Genomic DNA, 25,279 nt, shown 5'->3' with positions numbered 1-25,279 from the left:
GAGAGGCGGCCGGTGTCGGTGACGCGGATGGTCTCGTTGCCGAAGCGTTTGCCGGACTCCCCGTCGGCGGCCAGGAACATCCGCTCCGCCTGCCACCGCTCCCGCCACTCCTGCTCGCTCAGCCCGGCCGCCGCCAGGTGGTGGCGGGTGTTCGCGAGGCGTTTGCCGCCGCGCACCACCCGCACCCGGCCAGCCGCCCAGTCCGCCTCCACCACCGCGAGGCGGTCCTTCAAGGTCTGCAGGCGGCGGGACTTGGCATGCCACTCACCGCGCGAGGCATACCCACGCACCAGCCCCTCGCGCTTGTCCGCCTTGGCACCCAGCGGCCGGGCCAGCCGCGTCTCGATCGACGAGATCTGCCCGCGCAGCCAGGCCCGATGCGCCACCTGCCCGCGCCGGGCCAGCGCCCACTGGTCATGCGTGGCCTTGGTGATACTGCCCGCCCAACGCGCCGACGACCGCCCCGTCAGCTCCCGCTTGCGCACCGCCCACCCCGCCGCATCATGCGCCAGCCCCTGACGGGACCGCTCCGCGAGATCACCAGCAGCCAGCGAACCCAGAAACATCCCGGCCTCGGCCAGCACCGACGCATCCGCCACCGACACCCGCAGCCGGTCCCGGACCGCCACCCCGGCGGGACCAGGCACCACGAACGATGCCGCCAACTCCCGCAGCCCGCCCACCCGTTCCCCCTCCCGACCGGCCGAAGACCCCCGTCACGACAGTCAACGAGCAACCCCTGCAAAGGTCACCCATTCGACCCAAGAACCCCAGTTCCCCTCTCGAAGAACCAAGGGCGGAACACACCCCAGGACAGAGAAGCCCCGGCATACAACGGACAACCACATCCAGCCCCGGCGCTCACCCACACTCACCAGAAATCACTCCTGCTCAACACACCGACAGCAGTTCCCAACCCCACAGGCGAGTCAAAGGACCCGCAGATCCCCGCTCCCTAACCTCTTCCTCGTAAGACCGACCGGAGGTGGGGAACACAAGACCGACCGGCAATGGGAGGGCGGCGTCGCGGGGCTGGGCACGCACATCTGCCGCGTTGTCGTCGGTCGTGATGGCTCCGCCATCACTCCCTCCTCCGCCTTGCAGCCGCACGCACCAGACCCCGCTCCTTCTCGGGGGTTGAGAGATACGCGCCAAAGGGGCAACGGGATGATCTTGAAGCCCTGATCTGCTCGGATTTAGGTGCGGCGGCGTGCAGCGGGGTCGCGTTCGGCGACGTGCCTGGCGACCGAGTCGACGCCGGGACGGGCGTACCGCTCCAGGGAGCGGACGGAGGCATGGCGGGAGCGGGCCAGCAGCATCGGGGTGGAGGTGCCGTCCTCCGCGTCGTGTGTCAGGGCACTGTGCCGGAGCCGGTGAAGCGTCCAGCCGTCCAGGTCCTCGATGTCGTCGGGTGCGCCGACGGGGGTCGTCAGCTGCTTGCCGGGGAGCGTGTATGAGGGCGGTTTAACTCGATCGTGTGATGGTCGGCTTCCGGGCTTGCGGCGTCCTAGGCCGTCCGGGTTAACGTGATCGTGCGATCTGGGACGCCGGGTACGGCGCCAGCGTGCGGGGCCCCTGCTCCACCGGAGTGATGGTTCAGGGCCTCTCCGTCGCCTTCGCCACAGGGCAGCGATCTGGTTCTCCGCGAGAGCCTTGGTGCGGTCCGGCGGCGCCGGCCGCCGCTCGATGCCGATCGTCGACAGCAGACCGATCGTCGCGTCGGTCTCCGCTCGCAGCCGTGCGACGACGGCTCCCAGGCACTGTTGGAACCAGCCGGCCGACGGGTGATCGGGGAGCTGTTTGCGCTTCATGGCCTGCTCGACGGGGTAGCCGGCAAGGCTCGCTCGGGCGTCGTTGGTCCCGATCAACACGGTGATCACATCGGGTGGGTTCGTGACGACAGCATCGAGGCGCTGCAAGAGGTTGTAGGCGAAGTCGCCGTTGGCGCCGAAACGGGCAAGCTGCACGTCACCGGGAGGGTGGCGTCGTCCGAGAAGATCCAGGTAGTCGACGCTGAACTGCGCGCGGGTGAGGCTGTCGCCGAGGCACGCGATGCGTGTCGTCACGGCGCTTCCTCCGGGCTGGGCGTGCCGACGCGTTCGGTCGGGCGGGTGTCGGTCCGAGTACGGTGGTCGGTGCCGAGGGTCGCAGTGATGGCCAGGACGGACGTCGGCCCCTCCATGTCGACCACGTGCCATACCCCGGCCGGGTTGATGGTGGCCTCGCCCGGCCCGAGCAGAACGTGGTCGGGCACCCCGTCCACGTCGCGGGTGACCGTCACGGACCCGCTGAGGCAAACGACCAGTTCGTCGCCTGCAGGGTGGCTCTCCCAATGGTCGCCGAGCCCGTCGCCGTCGAAGATCATCACCATCCGGCCCTCGGCGCCATCTGCCGCGACCGCGGCGCTGTAGGCCTGGAGCACCTCCGGGTCCCAGGTGAAACCCTCGACGGGTTTCGCTCTCGATCCCAGTCCGAGGTGCACGGGGGTGGTCCGCAGGTCCATGGCATTGCGTTCGTGGTTGACGAGTCTCATGCCGACGATCGTCCACGACAGCGATCGGGCGGTCTTGAAGAAAAGGGAAGAGAAGCCGACGCGAAGGGCAGACGGTTGGCGGCTACCCGGCTCCGAGGAGGACTTCGCTGCGACGCCAGGCCGTCGGCGATCGGCCCGTGAACTGGCGCCAGTCCCGAACGAGATGGGCCTGGTCGGCATAGCCAGAGACGGCTGCCACATCGCCCCACGGGAGCGGGTCCTGCGCCGCCGCCAGTTCGTGCGCGTGCTCGAAGCGCAAGACTCGGGCGAAGGTCTTCGGCGACAGGCCCACCTCACCGCGAAACCGCTCGGTGAGGTACCGACGGCTCCAGCCGAGTTCCGCGGCGACCGCACCAACCTGGACGCAACCCCGCGCGGCGACGAGGCGGCGCCACGCCTCGGCTACCTCGGGGCGCACCCAACGCACATGGTCGCCGCAGGCGCCACGGCCGACAGCTCGGAGGAGCAATTCGTCCAGCGCGGTGAACCGCGCCGCCCATGTTGTCGCCGATCGGAGCCGGTCGACCAGCTCGACGGCAAGCGCTCCGAGAAGCTCGTCAAGTGGGACCAGTCGGTGGGCGAGCTCGGCGGCGGGCATGCCGTAGATGGCCCGGGCCCCGAGCGGTGTCAGCGATACCTGAACACCTTGCTGGCGTCCGTCGTGGTGAATCGCGACGGACCGGCACATCAGACCGCCGGCCACGCTGCCGAATCGGGTGACCGGTGACCCGTCGTCAACGCCCGCCGCCACCTCCAAAGGATCTGACAAGCTGATCACCGCAGTGAGCGCGCGGCTCGGCGGGCCGCAGTGCACCCCCGTCGGGAGCCCGCGGAGGTCGAAGCCGACATACGAGTCGACGTACTGCCGCAAGACGGGCGCCGGACGTGCACCGATCCCGGTGGCCGTGTGGTCCTCCATTTTCGTCAGTGTACGAGCCGCCCAGCCCAGGAAGATCACCATCCAAGGACTGATCACCGCCGTTTGCGGCTGGTGACGCGGTTCTTACCGGCACCTCCCGCCCTCCCATTGCCGGTCGGTCTATGAGCAACAAGACGAAGAAGACGGCCCGTTGGGTCAACGCCCTGCACAGCCCGTGGACCGTGGCCTGCGCCGTCGTGACGGTCGTGATAGGGCCGACCGCGGTCACGGCCTCGGCGCTGGACCGGGCGAACGCGGCACCCCCGTACCACCAGTACGAGGCACTGCCTCCGCACGCCGTCACCGCACCTCAATCCCTGAAGCGCTCCCACAGCTTGGGATAGCGCTCCGCGAGGACGGACTCGTTCTCGAAGTCGAGCGGGACGCCCTCGGGCTCGGGAGGCGCCGGCGGAATCCCCAGATCGGGTGCGACGACGCCGGTGAGCTGCTCGTACGCCTCGTCCGCGGCGTACCCCAGCTCCTCGCCATCGCCGTCGAGGTCTTCGTCGAAGTCGAGGAGCAGGTCGGCGAGCGAGTCGGGGTCGTGCACCGCGCCCTCGAACACCTCCCGCCCCTGGCCGATCAGCCAGCACCGGAAGAAGTCGAACGCGTCGTCGCTCGCCCCGTCGAGCAGCACCCACGCCGCGCCCCACAGATCCCAGCGGTACGCGCGGTTGTAGCGGGCCTCGAAGTGACGGGCGAAGTCGAGAACCTCGTCCGGGTCCAACTGGACGAGCCGGTCGACGAGCAGGTCGGCGTGATCCTCGGGGTCGCCCTCGACGGCCTCGCGGGTCGTGTCCACCAACTCCCAGAACTCCGTCTCGTCCATCACGGGTCCAGCATCGGGCCTGAAGGGGAGGGACGCACGCGGAGTGCCGCAGATTGTTATGCGCGCACATGCCGACGGTAAAACCGCCATATGCGGGGCCTTTTCGGAGGCCACCGGTTCGGAGATCAGCGGTCCGGGTCACCGGTCCGGAGATCAGCGGTCCGGAGGTCACCGGTCCGGAGGTCACCGGTTCGGAGATCAGCGGTCCGGAGGTCACTGGTCCGCAGGTCACCCGTACAGCGCCGCCAGCCGAGCCGCGTCCGCCGCGAAACGCGCACGCAACGCCGCCGGGGCCAGCACCTCCACCTCCGGCCCCAGTCCCGTCAGCTGCGTATGGGCGACCTCCTCGGACTCGACGGCGAGGGTGACGGTCACCCGGCCCCGCGCGTCGGGTGCACCGCACCCGCCCAGCGCCTCCCTCGCGGACGCGGGATCGACGACGTACGGAAGTCTTCGCACGCCCTCGGGCGACAGCCGTACGACGACCTCCGCCCGCAGGATGGACCGCGCGAACCGCTCGGCCCGCTCCGTCCAGAACCCGGGCAGGTCGAACCCCTCCTCCCGGGTGAAACGCTCCGCAGCGGCGGCCACCTTCGTGAACCGGTCGATCCGGTAGACGCGGTATATCCGGGAGGCCCCGTCGGCCCCCGGCTCGGGCACCCGCGCGCAGAGGTACCAGACACCCGCCTTCAGCACGAGTCCGTACGGCTCCAGCTCCCGCTCCACATCCGCGTCGCCGCGCCGATAGCGCGCGGTGATCCGCCGGTCGTCCCACACCGCGTCCGCAACCGCGGGCAGCAGCTCGGGCGTCCCGGGCTCGTCGAACCAGGCGGGCGCGTCCAGATGGAACCGCTGCGCCGCCGTCCGCGAGGCGTCCCGCAGGGAGGGCAGGAGGGCCGCGGACACCTTCAGGCGAGCTGCCGACGCCGTGTCCGCCAGGCCCATCTCGCGCAGCGCCCCCGGCACCCCGCTCAGAAACAGTGCCTCCGCCTCGCTTCGCGCCAGCCCCGTCAGGCGGGTCCGATAGCCGTCGATCAGCCGATAGCCGCCGGCCCGCCCCCGGTCCGCGTACACCGGAATCCCCGCCTCCGACAGCGCCTGCGCGTCCCGGGTGATCGTCCGCTCGGACACCTCGAGCTCCCGCGCCAGCTCGGCGGCGGTCATCGACGGCCGAGACTGGAGCAGCAGCACCATCTTGATCAGGCGGGCAGCGCGCATACGTCTCATGATGCCGGGCCCCACTGACAGCGAAGGGGCGCGGCAGTCGCCGCGCCCCTTCACCTCAAAGCCGTACTGCCTGCCTACAGCCCGTAGCGCTCCCGCGCCTCCTTGACCGCCGAGGCCTTGACCTCACCGCGGCGCGCGAGCTGCGCCAGTGCCGCGACGACGATCGACTGCGCGTCGACGCCGAAGTGACGGCGGGCCGCCTCACGGGTGTCGGACAGACCGAAGCCGTCGGCACCGAGCGAGGAGTAGTCCTGCTCGACCCACTGCGCGATCTGGTCCGGGACCTGGCGCATGTAGTCGGAGACCGCGAGCACCGGGCCCTCGGCGCCATGCAGCGCCTGGCGGACGAACGGCACCCGCTCCTCGCCGCGCAGCAGGGCCGCGTCGGCCTCCAGCGCGTCGCGGCGGAGCTCCGTCCAGGAGGTCGCGGACCACACGTCGGCGGCCACGCCCCACTCCTCGGCGAGCAGCTGCTGCGCCTGCAGGGTCCAGTGGATCGCCGTGCCGGAGCCCAGCAGCTGGATGCGCGGCGCGTTCGCGGCCGGGGACAGGCCCGCCGACTCCGCCGTGTTGAAGCGGTACAGGCCCTTGACGATTCCCTCGTCGATACCGAGGCCGGCCGGCTTGGCGGGCTGCGGCATCGGCTCGTTGTAGACCGTCAGGTAGTAGAAGACGTTCGGGTCCTCGCCCGGGGCCGCCTCGCCGTACATACGACGCAGACCGTCCTTGACGATCGTCGCGATCTCGTAGGCGAACGCCGGGTCGTACGACAGTGCCGCCGGGTTGGTCGCGGCGATGACCGGGGAGTGGCCGTCCGCGTGCTGCAGACCCTCACCCGTCAGCGTCGTACGGCCGGCCGTGGCGCCGACCAGGAAGCCGCGGCCGAGCTGGTCGCCGAGCTGCCACATCTGGTCGGCCGTGCGCTGCCAGCCGAACATCGAGTAGAAGATGTAGAAGGGGATCATCGCTTCGCCGTGCGTGGCGTACGCGGTGGACGCGGCGATGAAGTCCGCCATGGAGCCGGCCTCGGTGATCCCCTCGTTGAGGATCTGGCCGTCCTTGGCCTCCTTGTAGTACATCAGCTGGTCGCGGTCGACCGGCTCGTACGTCTGGCCCTTGGGCGAGTAGATGCCCAGGGACGGGAAGAGGCTCTCCATGCCGAAGGTGCGTGCCTCGTCGGGGACGATCGGCACCCAGCGCTTGCCGGTCTGCTTGTCGCGGACCAGGTCCTTCAGGAGACGGACGAACGCCATCGTCGTCGCCATGTTCTGCGTGCCGGAGCCCTTGTCGAAGGCCGCGAACGTCTTGTCGGCGGGGGCCGGCAGCGGAGCGAGGGCGTGCGTACGGCGGGCCGGGGCCGGACCGCCGAGGGCCGCGCGGCGCTCCTGGAGGTAGCGGACCTCGGGGGAGTCGGCGCCCGGGTGGCCGTAAGGGACCACGCCGTCGACGAACTGGCTGTCGGAGATGGGCAGTTCGAGCAGGTCACGCATGTGCTTGAACTCGTCCGTCGACAGCTTCTTCATCTGGTGGTTGGCGTTCTTGGACGCGAAGCCCGTGCCGAGTGTGAAGCCCTTGACCGTCTGCGCCAGGATCACCGTCGGCGCGCCCTTGTGGGCCAGGGCGGCGCGGTAGGCGGCGTACACCTTGCGGGACTCGTGACCACCGCGGGAGAGGTGGAAGCACTCGAGGATCTTGTCATCGCTCAGCAGCTTCGCCAGCTCGACGAGCGCGGGGTCCTTGCCGAAGAAGTCCTGGCGGATGTAGGCGGCGTCGCGGGTCTGGTACGTCTGCACCTGGGCGTCCGGGACCTCGCGGAGGCGACGGACGAGCGCGCCGGTGGTGTCGAGCTGGAACAGCTCGTCCCACGCCGTACCCCACAGGGACTTGACGACGTTCCAGCCGGCGCCGCGGAACTGGGCCTCCAGCTCCTGCACGATCTTGAAGTTGGCGCGGACCGGGCCGTCGAGGCGCTGCAGGTTGCAGTTGATGACGAAGGTCAGGTTGTCCAGACCCTCGCGGGAGGCCAGTGCGAGTGCCGCCGTCGACTCCGGCTCGTCCATCTCGCCGTCGCCGAGGAACGCCCACACGTGGGACTGGGAGACGTCCTTGATGCCGCGGCTGGTGAGATAGCGGTTGAAGCGGGCCTGGTAGATGGCGGAGAGCGGGCCGAGGCCCATCGACACCGTCGGGAACTCCCACAGCCAGGGCAGGCGCCGTGGGTGCGGGTAGGAGGGCAGGCCGTTGCCGCCGGCCTCCTGACGGAAGTTGTCGAGGTGCTGCTCGGTCAGCCGGCCGTCGAGGAAGGCGCGGGCGTAGATGCCGGGGGAGGCGTGGCCCTGGATGTAGAGCTGGTCGCCGGACCCGTCACCCTCCTTGCCCTTGAAGAAGTGGTTGAAGCCGGTCTCGTAGAGCCAGGCGGCGGAGGCGAAGGTGGCGATGTGGCCGCCCACGCCGTGTTTCGCGCCCCGGGTCACCATCGCGGCCGCGTTCCAGCGGTTCCACGCGGTGATCCGGGCCTCCATCGCCTCGTCGCCGTCCACGACGGGCTCGGCGGCGGTGGGGATGGTGTTGACGTAGTCGGTCTCCAGCAGCTTGGGCAGCGCGAGGCCGTTGCCCTCGGCGCGCTCCAGTGTGCGGCGCATCAGGTACGCGGCACGGTGCGGCCCGGCCGCCTTGGTGACGGCGTCCAGAGAGGACTGCCATTCGGCGGTCTCCTCGGGGTCGCGGTCCGGGAGCTGATCGAGCTCGCTCGGCTGGATTGCGGTGGGGTCGGTCATTGCGCCGCCTTCCGGATGCGGAGGGGGGTTCCCTCATCGGCAAGGGGTTTTCGGGGGTGCCCTTGGTCTTTGGCAGGACAGGGCGGCGGGCTTTGGTGGAAGCCCGCTGGTGACTGTAACTCCCTGATCGATGATCGATCAAAGGCTTGAGGGGCAAAACCTCTTGATCGCGAGAAAGTCGGCACGGGGTGCCTCTCCCGCAGGCACCGGGTGCCTTGAAATCGCAGGAAAATCGCAGAGTTTCCGCAGGTGAGCGCAGGTGAGCGCATCCGTGCTCACAGGGTCACGGGGCGGTGTCACGGCCGCGGCGCGCAGCCCAGCACATGCGCCTTGACCAGCTCGGCGATCAGCGGATCCCGGCGCCGGAAGGCGTCCACGAGCGCCTCGTGCTCCTCGGCGTACGACTGCTGGACCGTGCCCAGCCAGCGGATCGACAGGGCCGTGAAGACCTCGATGCCCAGGCCCTCCCAGGTGTGCAGGAGGACGGAGTTGCCCGCGGCGCGGACGAGTTCGCGGTGGAAGGCGACGGTGTGGCGCACCTGGCCGGTCCCGTCCGCCAGCCGGTCGGCCTCGTACAGCGCCGTGACGTGCGGTTCCAGGGCCGAGCAGTCCTGGGCGAGCCGCTCGGCCGCCAGCTCGGCCGCGATGGCCTCAAGACCGGCTCGTACCGGATAGCTCTCCTCCAGGTCGGCGGCCGTCAGGTTGCGCACCCGTACGCCCTTGTTGGGCGCCGACTCGATCAGCCGCAGCGACTCCAGCTCGCGCAGCGCCTCCCGCACCGGGGTCTGGCTGACCTCCAGCTCGGTCGCGATCCGGCGCTCCACGATCCGCTCGCCCGGCTTCCAGCGCCCGCTGACGATCCCCTCCACGATGTGCTCGCGGATCTGTTCGCGCAGCGAGTGGACGACGGGCGCGGTCATGAAGGCTCCTTTGGGAGGGCGCTGTCGGGCGACGGGCGGTACCCGAGGGCGTTTGACGTTTAGACAATAAGGCCGCGTCCCTGCCTGGGAGAGGCGCACGGGGGCGCTTTCGCGCAGGTGAGACGAGACTTACACGCTGTCAGAGCGGCCGCGGCTGTAAAGACCCGTACCGGGTGTGAGCGGGCTCCGCCACTGCCGAGGAACGGTGTGGCTCCGCTGAAAGCAAACGCGGCGCCCCCGCCCGGAAAGCTCCGGGCGGGGGCGCCGTCGTACGACAGTCTGGCTTACAGGCCGAGCTCGACCTCGAACTCGCCCGCCTCCAGGATCGCCTTGACCGAGGTCAGGTAACGGGCCGCGTCGGCGCCGTCCACCAGACGGTGGTCGTAGGACAGCGTCAGGTACGTCATGTCGCGGACGCCGATGACCGTACCCTCCTCCGTCTCGATGACGGCCGGACGCTTGACCGTGGCGCCGATGCCCAGGATCGCGACCTGGTTCGGCGGCACGATGATCGTGTCGAAGAGCGCGCCGCGCGAGCCGGTGTTGGAGATGGTGAAGGTCGCGCCGGACAGCTCGTCCGGAGTGATCTTGTTGGCCCGGACCTTGCCCGCCAGCTCGGCGGTGGCCTTGGCGATACCGGCGATGTTCAGGTCGCCCGCGTGCTTGATGACCGGGGTCATCAGGCCCTTCTCGGAGTCCACCGCGATACCGATGTTCTCGGTGTCGAAGTAGGTGATCGTGCCCTCTTCGACGTTGATCCGGGCGTTGACGGCCGGGTGGGCCTTCAGCGCCTGGGCCGCCGCCTTCACGAAGAACGGCATCGGGGAGAGCTTGACGCCCTCGCGGGCCGCGAAGGAGTCCTTCGCCTTCCCGCGGAGCTTCATCAGGCGGGTGACGTCGACCTCGACGACCGAGGACAGCTGGGCCTGCTCGTGCAGGGCCTTCACCATGTTGTCGCCGATGACCTTGCGGATGCGGGGCATCTTGACGGTCTGGCCGCGCAGCGGGGAGACCTCCAGGACCGGGGCCTTCTTGGCGGCATGGCCTCCGGCAGTCACAGCGGCCGGAGCCGGAGCGGCAGCGGCGGCCTTCGCGGCCTCGGCGGCGGCGAGGACGTCCTGCTTGCGGATACGGCCGCCGACGCCGGTTCCCTTGACGGTGCCCAGGTCGACGCCGCTCTCGGCGGCGAGCTTGCGCACCAGCGGGGTCACGTACGCGCCCTCGTCGGTGGCCTGCGCGGCGACGGGGGCCGGGGCGACGGGGGCGGGCGCGACCGGAGCGGCCGGGGCGACCGGGGCCGCGGGCTGGACCGGAGCCGGGGCGGCGGCGGCCGGGGCGGCCGGAGCAGCGGGGGCCGGAGCCGGAGCGGCGGGAGCCACCGGCGCGGGCGCCGGAGCGGGAGCCGCGGGGGCGGCCGGGGCCGGGGCGGCGGCAGCGGGAGCCGGGGCAGCGGCCGGAGCCGCGCCCGGGGCGCCGACGACGGCCAGCTTCGCGCCGACCTCCGCGGTCTCGTCCTCGCCGACCACGATCTCCAGCAGGACGCCGGCGACCGGCGACGGGATCTCGGTGTCGACCTTGTCCGTGGAGACCTCGAGCAGCGGCTCGTCCTCCGCGACCTCCTCGCCGACCTCCTTCAGCCAGCGGGTGACGGTGCCCTCGGTGACCGACTCGCCCAGTGCGGGCAGCACGACGTCGGTACCGGTGGCGCCACCGGCCGGAGCGGCGGGGGCGGGGGCCGGGGCGGCCGGGGCGGCCGGCGCGGCCGGAGCCGCGGGGGCCTCGGCGACCGGGGCCGGAGCGGCCGGAGCGGCCACAGCGGCCACGGGCTCGGCGGCCGGAGCCGGGGCGGCGACGGGCGCGCCCGTGCCGTCGTCGATGACGGCGAGCTCGGCGCCGACCTCGACCGTCTCGTCCTCGGCGACCTTGATGGAGGCGAGCACACCGGCGGCGGGGGAGGGGATCTCGGTGTCGACCTTGTCGGTCGACACCTCCAGCAGCGGCTCGTCGGCCTCTACGCGCTCGCCCTCGGCCTTCAGCCAGCGGGTGACAGTGCCCTCGGTGACGCTCTCACCGAGCGCCGGAAGGGTTACGGAAACCGGCATGGTTTCTGTTGCTCCTTACGAAATGGTGCGGAAGTCTGTGGTCGTCGCGCCCAGAAGCGACGCGGTGACTGAGGTGCAGCCGGTGGCCGGCGTACGGCCGATGGCTGACGTCCAGCTGGTGGCTGATCAGTCGTGCGAGTGCAGCGGCTTGCCCGCGAGAGCCAGGTGGGCCTCGCCGAGCGCCTCGCTCTGCGTCGGGTGAGCGTGGATGAGCTGGGCGACCTCGGCCGGCAGCGCCTCCCAGTTGTAGATCAGCTGGGCTTCGCCGACCTGCTCGCCCATGCGGTCGCCGACCATGTGGACGCCGACCACGGCACCGTCCTTCACCTGGACGAGCTTGATCTCGCCCGCGGTGTTGAGGATCTTGCTCTTGCCGTTGCCCGCGAGGTTGTACTTCAGCGCGACGACCTTGTCCGCGCCGTAGATCTCCTTGGCCTTGGCCTCGGTGATGCCCACGGAGGCGACCTCGGGGTGGCAGTACGTCACCCGGGGCACGCCGTCGTAGTCGATCGGAACGCTCTTCAGACCGGCAAGGCGCTCCGCTACCAGGATGCCCTCGGCGAAGCCGACGTGCGCGAGCTGGAGCGTCGGGACCAGGTCGCCGACGGCGGAGATGGTCGGGACGTTCGTCCGCATGTACTCGTCGACCAGGACGTAGCCGCGGTCCATGGCGACGCCCTGCTCCTCGTAGCCGAGACCGGCCGAGACCGGGCCGCGGCCGACGGCGACGAGCAGGACCTCGGCCTCGAACTCCTTGCCGTCGGCGAGGGTGACCTTGACACCGTTCTGGGTGTACTCGGCCTTCGAGAAGAAGGTGCCCAGGTTGAACTTGATGCCGCGCTTGCGGAACGCGCGCTCAAGAAGCTTGGAGGAGTTCTCGTCCTCGACCGGGACGAGGTGCTTGAGGCCCTCGATCACCGTCACGTCGGTGCCGAAGGACTTCCACGCCGAGGCGAACTCGACGCCGATGACGCCGCCGCCGAGCACGATCGCGGACTGCGGGACACGGTCCAGGACCAGAGCGTGGTCCGAGGAGATGATGCGGTTGCCGTCGATCTCCAGGCCCGGCAGCGACTTCGGCACGGAGCCGGTCGCGAGCAGCACGTGGCGGCCCTGGATGCGCTGGCCGTTGACGTCGACGGAGGTCGGGGAGGACAGTCGGCCCTCACCCTCGATGTACGTCACCTTGCGGGACGCGATGAGACCCTGCAGACCCTTGTACAGGCCGGAGATGACGCCGTCCTTGTACTTGTGGACGGCGGGTACGTCGATGCCCTCGAAGGTGGCCTTGACACCGAACTGCTCGCTCTCGCGGGCCTGGTCGGCGATCTCACCGGCGTGCAGCAGAGCCTTCGTGGGGATGCATCCCCGGTGCAGGCAGGTGCCGCCGACCTTGTCCTTCTCGATCAGGGCGACGTCCAGGCCCAGCTGCGCTCCGCGCAGCGCCGCGGCGTAACCGCCACTGCCACCGCCGAGGATCACTAGGTCGAAAACGGTGCTGGCGTCGTTCGCCACGTCACGTCCTCCATGCATGTGCGCCGTACGCCGGTCTGCAGTGACCGGGCGGCGGCTGGTGTCCGGCCGCTCTTTCTTCGGCCCTGTGGTGGGGGCCCTGTCCTGCCGAGAACCCATCTTCGCACTTGTCGAGGACGTTCGAGACGCCGGGCCTGTGTGTGACACGTCCCACCTCGACGCCCGGCGGAAAAAACGACCCCGGGTGCTTGAACACCCGGGGTCGTGAAGGCGCCTCGACGGGGGCGTGGAGTACTACCGCGGAGTACTGCTCGGCGTCAGCCGAGGTCCCCCGCCGCGGTCAGCTCGGCCAGCCGCACCAACGTCCGCACAGCCGACCCCGTCCCGCCCTTCGGCGTGTAACCGAACGGCCCCGACTCATTGAACGCGGGCCCGGCGATGTCCAGATGCGCCCACGTGATCCCCTCGCCGACGAACTCCCGCAGGAACAGCCCCGCGACCAGCCCGCCACCCATCCGCTCACCCATGTTGGCGATGTCGGCGGTGGGCGAGTCCATCCCCTTGCGCAGGTGCTCCGGCAGCGGCATCGGCCAGGACTCCTCGCCGACCTCCTCCGCGGCCTCCACGATCGACGCACGGAACGCGTCATCGTTTGCCATCACACCGAACGTGCGGTTGCCGAGCGCCAGCACCATCGCCCCGGTCAGCGTCGCCACGTCGATGATCGCGTCCGGCTTCTCCTCGGACGCCTTCCACAGCGCGTCGGCGAGGACGAGGCGGCCCTCGGCGTCGGTGTTGAGGACCTCGACGGTCTTGCCGCTGTACATGCGCAGCACGTCACCGGGGCGGGTGGCGGAACCGGACGGCATGTTCTCGGCGAGCGCGAGCCAGCCGGTGACGTTGACCTGCAGGCCGAGGCGCGCGGCGGCGACCACGGCGGCGAAGACCGCTGCCGCGCCGCTCATGTCGCACTTCATCGTCTCGTTGTGCCCGGCCGGCTTGAGGGAGATGCCGCCCGAGTCGTAGGTGATGCCCTTGCCGACGAAGGCGAGGTGCTTCGTCGCCTTCGCGGAGGTGTACGACAGCTTCACCAGGCGGGGACCGGCGACCGAGCCCGCGCCGACGCCGAGGATGCCGCCGAAGCCACCCTTCTCGAGGGCCTTCTCGTCGAGCACCTGCACCTTGATGCCGTGCTCCTTGCCGGCCGCGGTGACGACGGCCGCGAAGGACTCGGGGTTCAGGTCGTTCGGCGGGGTGTTGACGAGGTCGCGGGCGCGGTTGAGCTCCTCGGTCACGGCGGTGGCGCGGGCGATCGCAGCCTTGTACACCGCGTCGCGGGGCTTGCCGCCGAGCAGCGTGACCTCGGCGAGCGGGGCCTTGCCGTTCTTGGCGCCGCTGCCGTTCCTGCCGTTCTCCTTGTACGCGTCGAAGGCGTACGCGCCCAGGGCGGCGCCCTCGGCGAGGGCGCCCGCGTCGGCGGCGTCCGTGATCGGCAGGGCGAGGACGGCCTTCTTGGCACCGGCGAGCGCGCGGGCCGCGGCGCCGGCCGCGCGGCGCAGCGCCTCGGCGCCGTACGGGTCGTCGTTCTCCGGGACCGCTCCCAGGCCGACGGCCACGACGACGGGTGCCTTGAAGCCGGACGGCGCGGGCAGCTTCGTCACCTCGCCTTCGGCGCCGGATGCGCCGAGGGTCTCCAGGATTGCGGCGAGCGCGCCGTCGTACGCCTTGTCCACGGCCTCGGCGCCCGGTGCGACGACCAGGTCCCCGGACTTGGAGCCAGCGCCCTTAGCGACACCGACGACGATCGCGTCGGCGCGCAGGCCGGACGCCGCGGCGGTGCTGAGAGTCAGAGCAGTCACGGTGGTGAGATCTCGCTTCCATTGAAGTCGCTGTGGCCGAGTAGGGATGGGGTCGACCGGGCCCTGACGAATGACCCTAATCCGGCCTTGGGCAGTGGTCTTTACCTGGGCAGGCAAGTCTGCGTAATGAGCCTACGCGCGCCGCCGGGTTTCGCTCATTCCGGCGGGCGTTCACCGGCCGGTGGCGTGATGGCCACTTCTCACCGTTCCTAAAGACTGAGCGGGAGTGAGTCCTGTTGCCAGGATTCATGCTCAGCCGAACGCTCCGAACGGTGTTGGGCGTTCTGGTTGCCCGCGTTCGCTCCGCGTCCGGGCGGCGCGCATCGGGTGCGTGGTCCGGGTATGCGGGGGCGGGGTTCCTCACGCCCGAGGGCGCCCGGTTCGGCCTGGATGGTCCGATGCCCACGACGATCGCTCTGGTCGTCGTGGGGCGGTGTCGTCCGTCGCCGGATCGGGTGTCCTTGGGCGCGCCGTCCGATCGCCACGGCGGCAGCGTCGTGGCGAGTCGTCTTCCTGTTTTCGTGGGTGAGGGGCTTCTGCCAGTGCTGGGCGCCCCATTTCGAGGTGTAGGCCGGGTCGACCGCGATGACGGCGATACCGGTCTGGTCGGCCATCGAGGTCAGGCGGGCGCGGAGCCTGCCGGTGGGCATGCCGGAGACGAGCTGCCGGAACCGGCGTTTGCGGCCGTGTTTCTCCCGGGTCTTGTCCGCCGTGAAGTCGAGGTCTTCCACGGCGACCGCCCTGACACCGCAGGCCCTGGCCCAGTGCAGCAGCCGGGTGAGGGCGTGGCGGACCTGGGCGTCGCGGTGCTGCGCGGTGCCGGACAGGTCGAAGAAGAAGCGGCGCGGGTGGCCGAGCGGGTTGCCGTGGACGTCGAGGCGCCAGGCGGCCAGGTGATCGGCGTTCGTATCGACGCCGACCACACCATGCGCGAGGGCGGCGGCCATGGGGATGGTCTGGGATGCCGGGATCTGCCAGGAGGCGGTCAGGTACCAGCGGCCACGCTCGACGTCCAGGTGGATGCGGTAGGCCACCGCCCGGTTCGCCTCCACCCGGTCCGCCCATTCCTGCCTCCGGTGCGGGAACTGCACGTTCGTCGCGAGGACGTACCGGCCGTGGGGGCGTTCGCGTACCCGGCCAGCGGGGCGGGGAGCCTGATGCTCACCTCGCCGTCCGGAGCGATGTGGATCGTCTCGTTCCCGTACCGCTTCCCGGACTCGCCGTCGGCCTGCAGGAACCAGCGCCCGGCCTCCCACCGCTGCCGCCACTCGGCCTCGGTGAGCTGCGCGGCGGCCAGGTTGTGCCGAGTGCGGGCCAGCCGTTTCCCGCCCCGCACGACGTGCACGAGACCGGCCTCGCGGTCGGCGCGCTCGCGCTCCAGTCGGTCCTGAAGGATGTGCAGGCGGCGACTCCTGGCATGCCACTCCCGCTTGCTGCGGTAGCCGCCGGGGGCGCGCTTGGTGCCCTTCTCCCCGACCGGCAGGGACAGCCGGTGCCTGATCGTGCGGATGCCGGCTTCCAAACTCTGGATGTGGGCGGACTGGCAGCGGCGGGCCAGCGCCCACTGGTCGTGGCTGGCCTTGGTGATCGCTCCCGCCCACCGCGCGGACGAGGCGGACGTCAGGTCCCGCTTGCGCGCCGCCCACGCCTCACCGTCGTGCCCCAGAGCATCCGCGCAGCGCGTCTTCAGATCACGGGAGGCCAGCGTGCCCAGGTGCGCGCCCACCAGCCGCAGCACCTCCTCATCGGCAGGCGAGAGCTGCTTGAGCCGGGTACGGACCGCCACTCCCGAGGGACCGGGCGCGACAAACGGAACCGAAAGCTCCCGCAACTCACCCACCCCCACACCCCATTCAGCCCTCGAAAACCCGCTCATCACACCCAACGAGCCCCACCCGAAAAGGTCACACATTCGACAGCCGAACTCCTCTCCTCCTCCCGGAAGAGCAGTGCCCAGTCCCCGACCGGGGAACAACAGCGCTCACTCATCCCGCCAGAATGCACTCGCACTCAGTCAAGCCCCAGCAGTTCCCAACCCCTCACTCCCGGTGACCTCAGTCGCACTTATCGGGTCGAGGAGTGCGGGCGATGGTTCTCAGCCCAGTGACAGAACCACCAGCGCGGTTGTCGCCGCAGTCTCGGCAAGGCCCCCGAACACGTCGCCCGTGACGCCGCCGAAGCGCCGCGTGCAGTGGCGGAGGAGCAGTTCGGCGACCGCGCAGGCGGCGAGGACCGCCACCGCGGCCCGCATCACGTCGTACGTTCCCAGGAGCGCGCCCGCGCCCGCCGCGCCGGCGACGACGGCTGCCGTCACCAGTAGCGCGCCGCGTACCGGGACCGTGCCCGCCACCGCCGCGCCCAGGCCCTCGGGGCGGGCCGCGGGCACCCCGGTGCGCGCCGCGAGGGTGAGGGCGAGGCGGGCCGCGGTCGCGGAGACGACGGCCGCGAGGGCGCCCCGGGCCCACGAGGAGTCGTACGCCTGGGACAGCGCGGCCACTTGGGCGAGCAGCACGAAGAGCAGGGTGATCACGCCGAACGGGCCGATGTCGGACTGCTTCATGATGCGCAGCGCGTCCTCGGCGGGCTTGCCGCTGCCGAGGCCGTCCGCGGTGTCGGCGAGCCCGTCCAGGTGCAGGCCACGAGTGAGCGCGGCCGGCACGGCGGCGGTCGCGACGGCGGCGAGCAGCGGCCCCGCGCCCATCGCCAGCGATGCCAGGCCCACGAGAGCCGCGCCCGCCCCGACCACCAGCCCGGCCACGGGAGCGCACAGCATCCCGCCGCGCGCCGCTTCACGATCCCAACGGGTCACCCTGACAGGGAGCACGGTGAGGGTTCCGAGGGCGAAGTGGAGACTGTGGGGGAGAAAGGCGAGTGGGGTCCTGGACATCGGCGCAGGCTACCCGGGGAGGCGGGCGGCCGGTCATGGCGACCAGGGACGGAGTCCATGGACGGATCGACGGAGTCCATGGACGGATCGACGGAGTCCATGGACGGATCTGGATAAAGTTCGCAATATGGGTCATTGGTTGGAGCGGAACATCGTGGAGCCGGGAAAGTTGCCGCTCCTGCTGGCGCTCGCCTCCTTCGTGCTGACCTTCGTGATCACCCGGGTCATCGTCCGGCTCATTCGCGCCGGCAAGGGACCGTTCGGCAACGTCAAGGCGGGTGGGCTGCACATCCACCACGTCGTCCCCGGTGTCGTCCTGACCGTGGTCGGCGGCTTCGGCGCGGTGGCCAGTGCCCGGCACGGATTCGGCGCGGCCGCGTTCGCCGTGCTGTTCGGGATGGGGGCGGGCCTGGTGCTCGACGAGTTCGCGCTGATCCTGCACCTCGACGACGTGTACTGGTCCGAGGAGGGCCGCAAGAGCGTCGAGGTGGTCCTGGTCACGGCGGCGCTGGTCGGGCTCGTCCTGGGCGGCTTCCTGCCGTTCGGCGTCAACGACGTCACTGAGGAGGAGCTCCAGAACCGCGGCGGGGTGATCCTGAGCGTGGCCGCGAACTTCCTCTTCTCGCTGCTCGCCCTGAGCAAGGGCAAGGCCCGCATCGCGATCTTCGGTGTGATCGTCCCGTTCGTGGCCCTGATCGGCATGATCCGGCTGGCCCGCCCCGGCTCGCCGTGGGCCAGGCGCTTCTACCGCCGCCGGCCGCGCGCCCGCGCCAAGTCGATCCTGCGCGCCTACCACCACGACCTCCGCTGGGCGGGTCCGAGCCGCAGGATTCAGGACTGGATCGGCGGCAAACCGGACCCGGAGCCCGTCCGGTCCCTGCCCGGACGCCGTTGACGCCGCTGACGCAGCGCGGAGATCCCGCACAGCACGAGGACCGCGGCGATCGCCGCGAGGTGCTCCTTGCCCGCGAGGTTCTCCTTGATCTCCACCTCGACGAGCATCGCCGCGATCACCACCTCCGCCGTCCGGTACGCGCGACAGCGCCACGGGACGGCGGATTTCGGCGGTACCGAATCAGCCCTACGCGATTACTCGCTCTGCTCCGGGTCCTCGGACGCCTCCGCGGCCTCCGGCGCGGGCTGCTCCGGAAGCTCGGCGGCCAGTGCGGCCGCGGCCTGGACCAGTGGCAGTGCGAGCAGGGCGCCCGCGCCCTCGCCGACGGTGACCCCGTGGTCGAGGAGGGGCTCGAGGGCCATCCGGTCCAGGGCCTTGGCCTGGGCCGGCTCCCCGCTGTTCTGCCCGGCCAGCCACCAGTCCGGCGCCCGGAAGGCGACCCGCTGCCCGACGAGGGCGCACGCGGCCGAGACGACCCCGTCGAGGATGACCGGCATCTTCCGCACCGCGCTCTGCAGCAGGAACCCGGTCATCGCGGCGAGATCCGCCCCGCCGACCGCCGCGAGCAGCTGCAGTTGATCCCCGAGCACGGGCCGGGCCCGCCGCAGCGCGTCCCGTACGGCGGCGCACTTGCGCATCCACGCGAGGTCGTCGATGGCCCGCCCGCCCCGCCCCGTGACGACCGACGCGTCGGTCCCGCACAGCGCGGCGATCAGCACGGACGCCGCGGTGGTGCCGCCGACGCTCACATCGCCGAGTACCACCAGATCCGTACCGGAGTCCGCCTCCTCGTCCGCGACGGCGACCCCCGCCAGGAAGGCGGCCTCCGCCTCCTCGAGAGTCAGCGCGTCCTCGACGTCGATCCGCCCCGAACCGCGCCGCACCCGATGCCGTACGACCTCGTCGGGCAGCCCCTGCGGGTCGCAGTCCAGCGCCATGTCGACCACGCGCACCGGAACGCCCAGCCGGCGGGCCAGGATCGACGCCGGGCTCGCGCCCTCCAGGACCTCCCGCACCAGCTGTTCGGCGCTGCCCGCGGGACGCGCCGACACGCCGAGTTCGGCGATCCCGTGGTCGCCCGCGAACAGCACCACACGCGGATGCTCGATCTGCCGTACCGGCACCGCGGACTGCGCCGCCGCCAGCCACTCACCCAGGTCGTCGAGGCGGCCCAGTGCCCCGGGCGGCACGATCTGGCGCTCCCGGCGCGCCTCGGCGTCGCGGCGTACGCCTCCGTCGGGGCGCTCGATCAGATCGGTGAAGTCGTCGAGATTAAGCGAGCTCATTCGCCGAACAGTACCGGCACCGATCGAACACGTCCGCGCCACGTCGTTGCACCCCGGATCACCATTCGATACGTACCGTTTGTATCGGATTGTCTTATGGCCGAGGAGCGCCCATGCCCCCCACGCCCACCCCCCACTCGTCCAGCACACGCCGCGCCGCCTACGCGGCCGAACTCGCCCAGGGCACCGACCGGTTCCATGAACCGCGCCGCGAGGACTGCCCCTGGTGCGGTTCGAAGCGGCTGCGCACCCGGCTGCGTACGCCGGATCTGGTGCAGCGCAAGCCCGGTACGTTCGTCGTCGACGAGTGCGCGGACTGCGCTCACGCCTTCCAGAACCCCAGGCTCACGGCGGAGGGGCTGGCCTTCTACCACCGGGAGTTCCGCGAGGACGTCCACGACGGCTTCGTAGTACGGCTCCTCGGCTCCCGCGGGCACCGCGGCCGCCATCACGCGGCCGCCCGCGCGCTGCTGCCGTACACCGACCCGGAGAGCTGGCTCGACGTGGGCACCGGGCACGGGGACTTCCCGGCCGTCGCCAAGGAGGTCCACCCGTACACGGCCTTCGACGGGCTCGACCTCACCCGGCGGGTCGAGAGGGCGCGGGCGGCCGGGCGGGTCGAGGAGGCGCACCGCGGCCGGCTCACCGATCCCCGCACGGCCGGGCGCCTGCGCGCCCGCTACGACGTCGTCAGCATGTTCCACCACCTGGAACACACCCCAGACCCGCGCGAGGAACTCCGCGCCGCCATGACGGTCCTGCGGCCCGGCGGGCATCTGCTCGTCGAAGTCCCGGACCCCGACTGCGTGTTCGGCGCGCTGCTGGGCAAGTGGTGGGTGTCGTACGGCCAGCCGCGCCACCTCCACCTCATGCCGCTGCCCAACCTGCTGGACGAGCTGGAGTCCCTCGGCTGCGAGATCGTCGCGACGGACCGCCGCGAACCGCACATCCCGTACGACCTCGCGGGCGCCCTCGCCCTGGCGCTCGGCCGCGTCCTGCCCGACCTCGACGCTCCCTGGCGTACCACCCCGCCGAGCACCCTCCGGCGCAGGCTGCACACGGTCCTGACCGGGGCGTCCACCCCGCTGCTGGCGTCGGCCTCGGCCCTGGACCACACCCTTGCGCCCCTCCTCCGCCGCACCCGCTTCTCGAACGCGTACCGGGTCATCGCCCGGCGGGGGGCGTGAGACGGCGTCAGCCCCGCAGCGGCAGCGCCTGCCCCGCCACCACCAGCAGCACGTGCTCGCACTCGGCCGCGAAGGCCGCGTTCAGGCGGCCGAGTTCGTCGCGGTAGCGGCGGCCGGAGGCGGTGGCGGGGACGATGCCGGAGCCGACCTCGTTCGAGACGGCGACGAGGGTGCGGCGGGTGCCGCGGACGGCGGAGGTGAGTTCCTCGACGCGGGCACGCAGCGCGCGTTCACCGCCGCCGGCCCACTCCGCGTCGTCCCAGGCGTTCACGGAGTCCATCGCGTCCGTCAGCCACAGGGAGAGGCAGTCGATGAGGAGCGGAGGGCCGCCCTCCGCCAGCAGCGGGACCAGGTCGCAGGTCTCGGCGGTACGCCAGGAGCCGGGGCGTCGCTCACGATGGAGGCTCACCCGGGCCGCCCACTCGTTGTCGCCGTTGCGCGTACCGCCCGTCGCCACGTACAGCACCTCGGGGAAGGCCTCGAGCCGCCGCTCCGCCTCCACCGACTTGCCCGAGCGCGCCCCGCCGAGCACGAGCGTGCGGCGCGGCACGTCCGGTACGTCCTCGTACACGCCCACGTCCAGCGTCGTCCCGTCCGGCACCGCCCGCGCGCCCGCCGCCGCGAGGCGCCGCCGCAGTTCGGGGCCCGGCGGCACATCGTGGTCGAGGTGCACCGCGATCACGTCCGTCGTCGGCCCGACGGCCCCGACGGCGCGCAGCTTCGCCAGGGCGTCCGGCCGCCCCACCACATCGGCGAGCACCATGTCGTACGAGCCGCCGTGCGCGTCCAGCCCGGCGGGCGCCGCGCCCGGCGGGAGATACAGCAGCCGCCGCCCGTCCGGCCCGGTCACCGCGTACCCCGTGCCCGGCGCGTCCAACGGTGTCGCCCGCACCCGGTGCCCGGTCAGCAGCGCCAACTCGCTGCCGTCCGGAACCCGCCCGGGCTGCGGCAGCCCCGCCGGCACCTCCACCGCGGGCCCGTCGTGCGGATGTGACAGGAGCACCTGCCGTACGCCGCCCAGCGAGCGTCCGGCGCGCGCGGCCGCGAACGCGGCGCCGGGCGTGAGGTCGAGCAGCACCGTGCCGTCCACGAGCAACGCGGTCGCAGCCCGCGCGTCCTCGCCGAGCGCGCTCGCGCAGGACGCGCAGGGACAGTCGGGGCGGGGCAGGCCCTCGGGGGCGCCGGTGCCGAGCAGAGTCAGTTCCACGGGGTTGATTTTTCCGTGTCCCCGCAGCTCTTGCGCGTCCGACTAGGCTTCGGGCAGGAGTCGGATCTTGTCCGGCTTTTGCTGTGCAGTGTGCTCACACCCTGGAGGCGTACATGGCGGCATGGACGTGGCGGTTCGAGAAGTCCGACGGGACAGAGGTCCAACCGGCGGTGCAGCCCGAGGAGTTCACCACGCAGGGGGACGCGGAGTCCTGGATCGGCGAGGTGTGGAAGGACCTTCTGGAGGGCGGTGCGGACCAGGTGTTCCTCTTCGAGGACAGCGCACAGATCTATGGGCCGATGAGTCTGCACGCCGAGCCGGAGTAGGCCGGTAGGGGAGTGCCGTGGTTGCCGGGGCCCTACCCGGCAGCCCGACCTTCCCGGAATCGCCGCCTCAGCCGCGCACTCCGCAAAGATGCAGCAGCGCCGCCACCTGACGGTATGGATCCGTCCGCCCGGCGCGCTCCTCCGCGGCCAGCAGACTCTCCACGTCCTCGGGGACGGGCGCCCCGTCGGGCGCGGTGTCCGTGAACACCCGCACGCCGTACCAGGCGTGCAACGGCGCCCCGATCCCCTCGAGGGCCGACGTCAGCGTGGCGAGCCGGTCGGCGCGGACGGCGAGGCCGAGCCGATTGACGTAGGCGTCGGTGTCGAACGCGGCCAGCGTCGACGTCCAGTCCCCCGACAGCCCGGGCCGCATGGCCAGCGCGTCGGCGTTGCGCACCAGCAGCGAGAGCAGCCCGCCCGGGGCCAGCATCCGGGCCAGGCCCGCGAGCAGCGCGTCCGGCAACTCGACGTACATCAGTACGCCGTGGCACAGCACCACGTCGAAACTGCCGGGCAGAAAGTGGACACCGGTCTCGCGGCCGTCGCCCTCGATGAACCGCACCCGGCCCTGGATGCCCTCGGGCTCGGCGGCCAGCGCCTCCCGGGCCACGGCGAGCATCTTCGCGTCCTGCTCGAGCCCGGTCACCTGATGACCGGCCCGAGCCAGCCGCAGCGCCTGCGTGCCCTGTCCCATCCCGACGTCGAGCACCCGCAGCCGCTGCCCCACCGGAAACCGCCCGGCTATCTGCTCGTCGAGCTGCCGGGCCACCAGCTCCTGTCGTACGACATCACGCAGCCCGCCCAGCTTGCTCAGCCAGGCATCCGCCGCGCCCCCGGAGAAAGATGTCGTGCTCAGGGCCGCTCTCCGCGCTTGACCTGCGGCTTCGGCAGCCTGAGGCGACGCATCTGGAGGGTGCGCATCAGCGCGTAGGCGACCGCGCCCTTCTTGGGCAGGTCGGGGAAGCGCGCGTTCAGCTGCTTCTTCAGGCGGATCGCGAGACCGATCGAGTCGACCACGATCATCACGATCACGACCAGCCACAGCAGCAGCGCGACGTTCTGCAGCGAGCCAACCCGCACCATGCTCAGGACGAGGATGATCACGGCCATGGGCAGGAAGTATTCCGCGATGCAGAAGCGCGAGTCCACAAAGTCGCGCGCGAACTTCCGCACCTGCCCCTTGTCGCGGGCGGGCAGATAACGCTCGTCCCCGCTGGCCAGCGCCTGACGCTGGCGCTCCATCTGGGCACGGCGATCGTCGCGCTGCCGCTTGGCCGCCTCCTTGCGCGTCGTCGGCGTATTGGCGACGCTACGACGCTGGGTCTGGGCCTCACTGCGCTTGGGAGTGGGGCGGCCCTTGGGGGCCTGCGGGTCACGGGTCTGCTTGGAGTCGGTCACCGGCGCCTTGTCGGCGGGGGCCTTCTCTTCCTTGGCACGGCTACGGAACACAAAACCCAAGGGTACGTGGTGCGGCGGCATGGACGTCATGCGAGTGGGGAACGATCCGGCAACACCGTACGTCTGTAGTGGGACAGAGGGGACGTTGCGTACGGGGGGAGGCGGGGGGCAGACCCCGAGGCCCACCTACTCCCTGCGCCGGAGCACCGCCGTCCGCAGTCGTCCTTGGGGATGAGCGCATCCGTCCCCGAACAGTGCGGTAATGGATGCAGGGCCCGTACTGTGGGTTCTGTTGCAGTACCTGGGAGCTGGAGTCCGTCAGAAGGGGGCGCGCGAAGCCCATGAGCGGTGTCATGAAGCGTATGGGGATGATCTTCCGCGCGAAGGCGAACAAGGCCCTTGACCGGGCCGAGGACCCGCGCGAGACCCTCGATTACTCGTACCAGAAGCAGCTGGAGCTGCTCCAGAAGGTGCGCCGCGGCGTCGCGGATGTGGCGACCAGCCGCAAGCGCCTCGAACTGCAGCTCAACCAGCTCCAGAACCAGTCGTCCAAGCTGGAGGACCAGGGCCGCAAGGCGCTCGCGCTCGGCCGCGAGGACCTGGCCCGCGAGGCCCTGTCCCGCCGGGCCGCCCTCCAGCAGCAGGTCACCGACCTGGAGACGCAGCACCAGACCCTCCAGGGCGAGGAGGAGAAGCTCACCCTCGCGGCCCAGCGGCTCCAGGCCAAGGTCGATGCCTTCCGCACCAAGAAGGAGACCATCAAGGCCACGTACACCGCGGCCCAGGCGCAGACCCGGATCGGGGAGGCCTTCTCCGGCATCTCCGAGGAGATGGGCGACGTCGGCATGGCCATCCAGCGCGCCGAGGACAAGACCGCGCAGCTCCAGGCCCGCGCCGGCGCCATCGACGAACTGCTCGCTTCCGGGGCCCTCGACGACCAGTCCGGCATGGCCAAGGACGACATCCAGGCCGAGCTGGACCGGCTCTCCGGTGGTACGGATGTAGAGCTGGAGCTGCAGCGCATGAAGGCCGAGCTGGCCGGTGGCTCCTCGTCGCAGCAGGCGATCGAGGGCGGCACGGGCCAGTCCCAGTCGCAGCAGCCCCAGGACACCCCGCGCTTCGACAAGCAGTAACCACCGGGTCCCATGCCTGAGGAGGGCGACATGATCGTACGGATCATGGGGGAGGGGCAGGTGAGGCTGGACGACAGCCACCTCACCGAACTGAACAAGCTCGACGACGAGCTGCTCGCGGAAGTGGAGGGCGGCGACGAGGCGGGCTTCCGCCGTACCCTTGCCGCGCTTCTGGACTCCGTCCGCCATCTCGGCACCCCGCTGCCCGACGACGCGCTCGAACCCTCGGAACTGATCCTCCCGTCCCCGGACGCGACCGTCGAAGAGGTCCGCACGATGCTGAGCGACGACGGCTTGATCCCAGGTTGACCTCTCAGCCCG

Annotated in this window: 21 protein-coding genes and 2 pseudogenes; 6 read left to right on the top strand and 17 right to left on the bottom strand. The window is 71.1% G+C overall.

Annotation, left to right across the window (positions count from 1 at the left end; all coding sequences use genetic code 11):
• The 4 genes and pseudogenes from AB0D57_RS04910 to AB0D57_RS04895 form a co-directional block, all read right to left on the bottom strand.
• Positions 1–683 (bottom strand): annotated as a pseudogene (locus AB0D57_RS04910) (IS200/IS605 family accessory protein TnpB-related protein); the annotation flags it as partial.
• 513 nt (positions 684–1,196) lie between these two features.
• Entirely contained in the window at positions 1,197–2,066 is an 870-nt protein-coding gene (locus AB0D57_RS04905) for a GDSL-type esterase/lipase family protein (RefSeq protein WP_362067055.1), read from the bottom strand.
• Entirely contained in the window at positions 2,063–2,533 is a 471-nt protein-coding gene (locus AB0D57_RS04900) for a cupin domain-containing protein (RefSeq protein ID WP_362067053.1), read from the bottom strand. The genes AB0D57_RS04905 and AB0D57_RS04900 overlap by 4 nt, the downstream gene beginning before the upstream one ends.
• 82 nt (positions 2,534–2,615) lie before the next feature.
• A complete protein-coding gene (locus AB0D57_RS04895; protein WP_362067051.1) occupies positions 2,616–3,452 on the bottom strand; it encodes a helix-turn-helix domain-containing protein in 837 nt (278 codons plus the stop codon).
• A 122-nt stretch (positions 3,453–3,574) separates the two neighbouring features.
• On the opposite strand from AB0D57_RS04895, the gene AB0D57_RS04890 reads away from it, so the two are divergent.
• Complete coding sequence (locus tag AB0D57_RS04890; RefSeq protein WP_362067049.1) at positions 3,575–3,796, top strand: hypothetical protein; 222 nt, start codon at positions 3,575–3,577, stop codon at positions 3,794–3,796.
• Here AB0D57_RS04890 and AB0D57_RS04885 read toward each other — a convergent pair.
• The 9 genes and pseudogenes from AB0D57_RS04885 to AB0D57_RS04845 all read right to left on the bottom strand — a co-directional run bounded on the left by AB0D57_RS04885 (position 3,763) and on the right by AB0D57_RS04845 (position 17,526).
• Positions 3,763–4,284, bottom strand: a complete 522-nt coding sequence (locus AB0D57_RS04885; RefSeq protein ID WP_362067047.1) for a DUF4240 domain-containing protein — start codon at positions 4,282–4,284, stop codon at positions 3,763–3,765. The two genes, AB0D57_RS04890 and AB0D57_RS04885, sit on opposite strands and share 34 nt — an antisense overlap.
• 225 nt (positions 4,285–4,509) lie before the next feature.
• Positions 4,510–5,499 (bottom strand): WYL domain-containing protein, encoded by a 990-nt coding sequence (locus AB0D57_RS04880; protein ID WP_362067045.1) that lies wholly within the window; start codon positions 5,497–5,499, stop codon positions 4,510–4,512.
• Between the two features lie 83 nt (positions 5,500–5,582).
• Complete coding sequence (gene aceE / locus AB0D57_RS04875) at positions 5,583–8,285, bottom strand: pyruvate dehydrogenase (acetyl-transferring), homodimeric type (RefSeq protein WP_362067043.1); 2,703 nt, start codon at positions 8,283–8,285, stop codon at positions 5,583–5,585.
• A gap of 296 nt (positions 8,286–8,581) precedes the next feature.
• Positions 8,582–9,205, bottom strand: a complete 624-nt coding sequence (locus AB0D57_RS04870; RefSeq protein WP_362067041.1) for a GntR family transcriptional regulator — start codon at positions 9,203–9,205, stop codon at positions 8,582–8,584.
• 284 nt (positions 9,206–9,489) lie between these two features.
• Positions 9,490–11,307 carry a 2-oxoglutarate dehydrogenase, E2 component, dihydrolipoamide succinyltransferase gene (gene sucB / locus AB0D57_RS04865; protein ID WP_362067039.1) on the bottom strand — a complete coding sequence of 606 codons (1,818 nt, stop codon included), beginning with the start codon at positions 11,305–11,307 and terminating at the stop codon, positions 9,490–9,492.
• A gap of 126 nt (positions 11,308–11,433) precedes the next feature.
• Positions 11,434–12,822: a dihydrolipoyl dehydrogenase gene (lpdA, locus tag AB0D57_RS04860; RefSeq protein ID WP_362067037.1), complete on the bottom strand. Its 1,389-nt coding sequence runs from the start codon at positions 12,820–12,822 to the stop codon at positions 11,434–11,436.
• Positions 12,823–13,097: 275 nt separating this feature from the next.
• Positions 13,098–14,639 carry a leucyl aminopeptidase gene (locus AB0D57_RS04855; protein WP_362067034.1) on the bottom strand — a complete coding sequence of 514 codons (1,542 nt, stop codon included), beginning with the start codon at positions 14,637–14,639 and terminating at the stop codon, positions 13,098–13,100.
• Positions 14,640–14,848: 209 nt separating this feature from the next.
• A pseudogene (locus AB0D57_RS04850) lies at positions 14,849–16,479 on the bottom strand (IS200/IS605 family accessory protein TnpB-related protein).
• Positions 16,480–16,734: 255 nt separating this feature from the next.
• Positions 16,735–17,526 carry an adenosylcobinamide-GDP ribazoletransferase gene (locus tag AB0D57_RS04845; RefSeq protein WP_362067032.1) on the bottom strand — a complete coding sequence of 264 codons (792 nt, stop codon included), beginning with the start codon at positions 17,524–17,526 and terminating at the stop codon, positions 16,735–16,737.
• A 127-nt stretch (positions 17,527–17,653) separates the two neighbouring features.
• Between AB0D57_RS04845 and AB0D57_RS04840 the strand changes: the two genes are divergently transcribed.
• Positions 17,654–18,421, top strand: coding sequence for a hypothetical protein (locus AB0D57_RS04840; RefSeq protein WP_362067030.1), 768 nt, complete (start codon positions 17,654–17,656; stop codon positions 18,419–18,421).
• A 194-nt stretch (positions 18,422–18,615) separates the two neighbouring features.
• On the opposite strand, the gene cobT is transcribed toward AB0D57_RS04840, so the two are convergent.
• On the bottom strand, positions 18,616–19,707 hold the full coding sequence (gene cobT, locus AB0D57_RS04835) for a nicotinate-nucleotide--dimethylbenzimidazole phosphoribosyltransferase (RefSeq protein WP_362067028.1): 1,092 nt from the start codon (positions 19,705–19,707) through the stop codon (positions 18,616–18,618).
• A gap of 113 nt (positions 19,708–19,820) precedes the next feature.
• Here cobT and AB0D57_RS04830 point away from each other — a divergent pair, with 113 nt between their 5' ends.
• Positions 19,821–20,894: a class I SAM-dependent methyltransferase gene (locus tag AB0D57_RS04830; RefSeq protein ID WP_362067026.1), complete on the top strand. Its 1,074-nt coding sequence runs from the start codon at positions 19,821–19,823 to the stop codon at positions 20,892–20,894.
• A gap of 7 nt (positions 20,895–20,901) precedes the next feature.
• On the opposite strand, the gene AB0D57_RS04825 is transcribed toward AB0D57_RS04830, so the two are convergent.
• Positions 20,902–22,101 (bottom strand): bifunctional adenosylcobinamide kinase/adenosylcobinamide-phosphate guanylyltransferase, encoded by a 1,200-nt coding sequence (locus tag AB0D57_RS04825; protein ID WP_362067023.1) that lies wholly within the window; start codon positions 22,099–22,101, stop codon positions 20,902–20,904.
• 113 nt (positions 22,102–22,214) lie between these two features.
• On the opposite strand from AB0D57_RS04825, the gene AB0D57_RS04820 reads away from it, so the two are divergent.
• The gene (locus AB0D57_RS04820; protein WP_362067021.1) at positions 22,215–22,427 is read left to right on the top strand and encodes a hypothetical protein; all 213 of its coding nucleotides are present in this window, start codon (positions 22,215–22,217) and stop codon (positions 22,425–22,427) included.
• Between the two features lie 67 nt (positions 22,428–22,494).
• Here the strand turns inward: AB0D57_RS04820 and AB0D57_RS04815 are convergent, their stop codons facing one another.
• Both AB0D57_RS04815 and AB0D57_RS04810 read right to left on the bottom strand, forming a co-directional pair.
• Positions 22,495–23,196 (bottom strand): methyltransferase domain-containing protein, encoded by a 702-nt coding sequence (locus tag AB0D57_RS04815; protein ID WP_362067019.1) that lies wholly within the window; start codon positions 23,194–23,196, stop codon positions 22,495–22,497.
• Between the two features lie 83 nt (positions 23,197–23,279).
• The gene (locus AB0D57_RS04810) at positions 23,280–23,906 is read right to left on the bottom strand and encodes a DUF3043 domain-containing protein (RefSeq protein WP_362067069.1); all 627 of its coding nucleotides are present in this window, start codon (positions 23,904–23,906) and stop codon (positions 23,280–23,282) included.
• A 260-nt stretch (positions 23,907–24,166) separates the two neighbouring features.
• Between AB0D57_RS04810 and AB0D57_RS04805 the strand changes: the two genes are divergently transcribed.
• Both AB0D57_RS04805 and AB0D57_RS04800 read left to right on the top strand, forming a co-directional pair.
• Positions 24,167–24,958: a PspA/IM30 family protein gene (locus AB0D57_RS04805; protein ID WP_362067017.1), complete on the top strand. Its 792-nt coding sequence runs from the start codon at positions 24,167–24,169 to the stop codon at positions 24,956–24,958.
• A gap of 30 nt (positions 24,959–24,988) precedes the next feature.
• The gene (locus tag AB0D57_RS04800) at positions 24,989–25,267 is read left to right on the top strand and encodes a hypothetical protein (RefSeq protein WP_362067015.1); all 279 of its coding nucleotides are present in this window, start codon (positions 24,989–24,991) and stop codon (positions 25,265–25,267) included.
• The last annotated feature ends 12 nt before the right edge of the window (positions 25,268–25,279 follow it).

It is taken from the genome of Streptomyces sp. NPDC048275 (assembly GCF_040652275.1).
In the GTDB taxonomy this organism is placed as follows: domain Bacteria; phylum Actinomycetota; class Actinomycetes; order Streptomycetales; family Streptomycetaceae; genus Streptomyces.
The sequence above is the reverse complement of the archived record's forward strand: the minus strand, read 5'-3'. Positions and strand labels throughout refer to the sequence as shown.

Bases quoted from the DNA above. Each gene is read 5' to 3' on its own strand.
- AB0D57_RS04810 (WP_362067069.1), bottom strand. From the start codon at position 23,906: ATGCCGCCGCACCACGTACCCTTGGGTTTTGTGTTCCGTAGCCGTGCC.
- AB0D57_RS04800 (WP_362067015.1), top strand. From the start codon at position 24,989: ATGATCGTACGGATCATGGGGGAGGGGCAGGTGAGGCTGGACGACAGC.
- AB0D57_RS04880 (WP_362067045.1), bottom strand. From the start codon at position 5,499: ATGCGCGCTGCCCGCCTGATCAAGATGGTGCTGCTGCTCCAGTCTCGG.
- AB0D57_RS04845 (WP_362067032.1), bottom strand. From the start codon at position 17,526: ATGTCCAGGACCCCACTCGCCTTTCTCCCCCACAGTCTCCACTTCGCC.
- cobT (WP_362067028.1), bottom strand. From the start codon at position 19,707: ATGAGCTCGCTTAATCTCGACGACTTCACCGATCTGATCGAGCGCCCC.
- AB0D57_RS04840 (WP_362067030.1), top strand. From the start codon at position 17,654: ATGGGTCATTGGTTGGAGCGGAACATCGTGGAGCCGGGAAAGTTGCCG.
- AB0D57_RS04820 (WP_362067021.1), top strand. From the start codon at position 22,215: ATGGCGGCATGGACGTGGCGGTTCGAGAAGTCCGACGGGACAGAGGTC.
- AB0D57_RS04830 (WP_362067026.1), top strand. From the start codon at position 19,821: ATGCCCCCCACGCCCACCCCCCACTCGTCCAGCACACGCCGCGCCGCC.
- aceE (WP_362067043.1), bottom strand. From the start codon at position 8,285: ATGACCGACCCCACCGCAATCCAGCCGAGCGAGCTCGATCAGCTCCCG.
- AB0D57_RS04890 (WP_362067049.1), top strand. From the start codon at position 3,575: ATGAGCAACAAGACGAAGAAGACGGCCCGTTGGGTCAACGCCCTGCAC.
- AB0D57_RS04870 (WP_362067041.1), bottom strand. From the start codon at position 9,205: ATGACCGCGCCCGTCGTCCACTCGCTGCGCGAACAGATCCGCGAGCAC.
- AB0D57_RS04805 (WP_362067017.1), top strand. From the start codon at position 24,167: ATGAGCGGTGTCATGAAGCGTATGGGGATGATCTTCCGCGCGAAGGCG.
- AB0D57_RS04895 (WP_362067051.1), bottom strand. From the start codon at position 3,452: ATGGAGGACCACACGGCCACCGGGATCGGTGCACGTCCGGCGCCCGTC.
- sucB (WP_362067039.1), bottom strand. From the start codon at position 11,307: ATGCCGGTTTCCGTAACCCTTCCGGCGCTCGGTGAGAGCGTCACCGAG.
- AB0D57_RS04900 (WP_362067053.1), bottom strand. From the start codon at position 2,533: ATGAGACTCGTCAACCACGAACGCAATGCCATGGACCTGCGGACCACC.